General features: G+C 73.6%; 3 protein-coding genes. 1 reads left to right on the plus strand and 2 read right to left on the minus strand.

Annotation, left to right across the window (positions count from 1 at the left end; translation table 11 throughout):
- The coding region (locus tag HMPREF0975_RS12125) for a TadA family conjugal transfer-associated ATPase (protein ID WP_009234476.1) at positions 1–935 on the minus strand (935 nt) is incomplete at its 3' end.
- On the minus strand, positions 923–1,750 hold the full coding sequence (locus HMPREF0975_RS12130; protein WP_232212529.1) for a cellulose synthase operon protein YhjQ/BcsQ: 828 nt from the start codon (positions 1,748–1,750) through the stop codon (positions 923–925). The genes HMPREF0975_RS12130 and HMPREF0975_RS12125, both read right to left, overlap by 13 nt.
- 552 nt (positions 1,751–2,302) lie before the next feature.
- Between HMPREF0975_RS12130 and HMPREF0975_RS12135 the strand changes: the two genes are divergently transcribed.
- Positions 2,303–3,216, plus strand: a 914-nt coding sequence (locus HMPREF0975_RS12135) for an HAD family hydrolase (RefSeq protein WP_009234478.1), incomplete at its 3' end; no start/stop codon positions are given.

Below are 3,216 nucleotides of genomic sequence, written 5' to 3' on the forward strand. Positions count from 1 at the left end.
GTCAGGCGGGCGGGGACGTCGGCGGGCGAATTGGCGTGCAGGGTGGCCCAGCCGCCCTCGTGGCCGGTGTTGAGGGCGGTGAGGACGTCGCGCACCTCGGGGCCGCGGCACTCGCCCAGGACGATCCGGTCGGGCCGCATGCGCAGGGCGGTGCGCACCAGGGAGGTCATGGGGACCGCACCGACGCCCTGGACGTTGGCGCCGCGCTCCTGGAGGTGGACAACGTGGGGGTGGTCGGGGCGCAGCTCGCAGGCCTCCTCGATGCACACGATGCGCTCGTCGCCCGGGACGAGCCCGAGCAGGGCCGCCAGAAGGGTGGTCTTGCCGGTGCCGGTCGCACCGGTGACCAGGCAGCTGGCGCGTCGGGCCACGAGGGCGGCCAGGACGTCGTCGAGTCCGGGGGCGATGGTGCCGGCCTCGGCGAGCTCGGCCAGGGTAAAACCGCGTCGCCTCTTGGTGCGCAGGCTGATGAGGGTGCCGTCGGCGCTCAGGGGCGGCAGGACCGCGTTGAGGCGGGTGCCGTCGGGCAGGGTGGCGTCGACGACGGGGCAGGCGTCGTCGAGGCGCTTGTGGGCGGATGCCGCCATGCGCACGGCCAGCGCCCGCGCCTGGGTCTCCTCCATGGAGGCGGCGGGGACGGATTCGAGGCCGTGTCCCCGGTCGATCCAGGTGCGCCCGCCGCTGACGAGGACGTCAGTGACGCCATCGGTTTCGATGAGGGGCTGAAGGAGTGATCCGGCACCGTCGACGTCAGCGCGCACCCGTTGGCCGAGGCGGGCCATGCCCTGCTGACCGGTGGAGGGGTCGGCGGCGTCGTCGAGGGCCTCATTCAGGCCGGCACCGCGCGCCAGAGCGCTGCGCACCCGGGCGAGCTCGAGGCTGTCGGTCTCCCGGGGCCCGGGATCCGAGGGGTGGTCGGGGTTTACCGGGGCCATGGTTCGCTCCCCCGCTCGGCGGCGCTCGCGCCGCCCGGTTCCGCGATGCGCTCAGCAGCGACCGGCGCCGAAGCGAGCACCTCGGGGATGAGGACCCGAGCAAATAGCTCTCGGGCCAGGGCGGTGGCGGCGCGCCTAGCGGCCGAACGGGCACGGACCGGGTCCTCCCCGAGGGCGAGGCGCTTGGCCAGGACCCGATCGGTGGGGACGCGTCCCAGGACCGGGCAGCCGGTGATGAGCTCGAGGTCCTCGGTGGCGATGTCCTCACCGACCTGGCGCACCACGAGCCATACCGGCGGTGAGTCCGGGCCGGGCAGGTCGCCGTCGTCGGGCAACGGCCCCCGCAGCCGCAGGGCTATGGCCTCGGCGGCGACGGCTGAGCGCAGGTCCAGGCCGGTCATGAGCAGGACCCGTGCACCTCGTGGCGGGGGCGCTCCCCGGGGCAGGTCGACCAGGACGATGTCGTGCTCGGCGCGCATCGCCTCCAGGACCGCGTCGGCGCAGGCCAGCGGCCCGCCGCGGATGTCGCTGGTGAGCACCGGCATGGCATGCCACACGGGCAGGGCCCCGACCAGGCGCCCGGGTCTAAAGGCCGACTCCTCCGCCGGAAGATCCGCCCAGCGCAGGCCGTTCAGCACGGTCTCCCCGCACAGGAGGTCCAGGCCGCCGGCGGGATCCAGGTCCATCATCGCCACCCGACGGCCGGCCCGGCTCAGCGCCCACGCCAGGTGCAGCAGCAGGACGCTGACCCCCAGGCCGCCGCGAGCGCCGGTGACGGCCAGAACCTGGGCTGCCGGGTCGATCTGGGCACTCAAGGCTTCCGGCGAGGGCGTCGGCGCCGCCGGCGGCGGATCCTCCGGGATTCCTGGCGCCGTCCCCATCTCGCCGGGGCGCGAACCGCCTATCCCGGGAGGTCTCAGCGGCGGGAAGGAGACGTTGAGGCCGTCCCACGTCTCCGCCGTTCCCCTCGTTCCCGCCGGCTCCGTTGGCTCTACTAGCCCCGTTGGCTCCACTGGCCCCGACTGACGCGGGCCCTGCCCCGGGCTCGTATCCACTGTCGATCCCGATCTCTTCGCCGTCCTGTTCACCATCCTGGCCGGAATCTCCACGGCAGTCTCCAGTCCCGTCTTCATGGCGTCCCTCCGATCCCGTGTGCGGCGACACCTCAGCGCCGATCCCTCTCACCAGAGTGCGGGCTCGGGCCCGGCGGCGCCCGGAGACATCGTCGGGCCTGTGGAGACGGGTTGCAGAAACGGGCCTGTGGCCCCGCGCCGCCCCCGGCGAGCCCGCGATGCTTCCGCAAGGCGTCCGACTTTCGGGGACTCAGGCACCTGACACCGCGGCCCGGCTCATGATGAGATGAGCCCATGAGCGCGCAGGCCCGCGCAAGCGACCCCTCCCGACCGACAGCGACGTCACCGGTGGCCTTTCCCATCGCCCCACCGGCTGCGTCGCGCATCTCCGCTGCGCCAACTGCGGCCGCAGTCGCAGGTCCTCCGCGCACCGGGCGTCGTGCCGCGGCCTACTTCGACCTGGACAAGACGATCCTGGCGACATCGTCGACCTGGGCACTGGGGACCCCGATGCGACGCAGCGGCCTCATCTCCTCGCGGGCGCTGGCCTACGGGCTGATCGCCCAGATCCCCTACCTCCTAGTCGGCGCCGGCACCCGGCAGTCGACCAACCTCATGGAGCACCTGGCCCTCATGTCCGCCGGCATCAGCCGCCGAGACCTGGTGGAAGTCGTGGAGGGCGCGCTGGCCACGGCGATCGAGCCGGCCGTCTACGCCGAGGCCCTCGACCTCATCGAGGCCCACCACCGGGCCGGCCACGACGTCGTGGTCGTCTCGGCCTCCATCAGCGAGATGGTCGCCCCCATCGCCCGCCTCGTGGGGGCCGACCGCGCCGTGGCCACCCACATGGAGGTCGGAGAGGACGGCCTGTTCACCGGGCGGATCGCCCGCTCCATGCTGCACTCGGAGAAGGTCGTCGCACTGCATGAGGACGCCGCCGCCCACGGCATCGACCCGGCCCGCTGCTGGGCCTACTCCGACTCCATCTCCGATGAGCCGATGCTCAGCGCCGTCGGCCACCCCGTCGCGGTCAACCCCGATCGGGACCTGCGGCGCATGGCCCAGGAGCGGGACTGGCCGGTGCGCGACTTCGCCCGCCCGGTGCGGCTGCGGCCGCGCTGGGAGCCCCCGAGCCTGTCGACCCGAGCCTCCCTGACCATCGGGATGGCCGGTGTCCTCGTCGTCGCGGGCGCCGCCGCGTGGCTCGT

The sequence above is a fragment of the Actinomyces sp. oral taxon 849 str. F0330 genome, assembly GCF_000239715.1.
GTDB classification, from domain to species: Bacteria; Actinomycetota; Actinomycetes; order Actinomycetales; family Actinomycetaceae; genus Actinomyces; species Actinomyces johnsonii.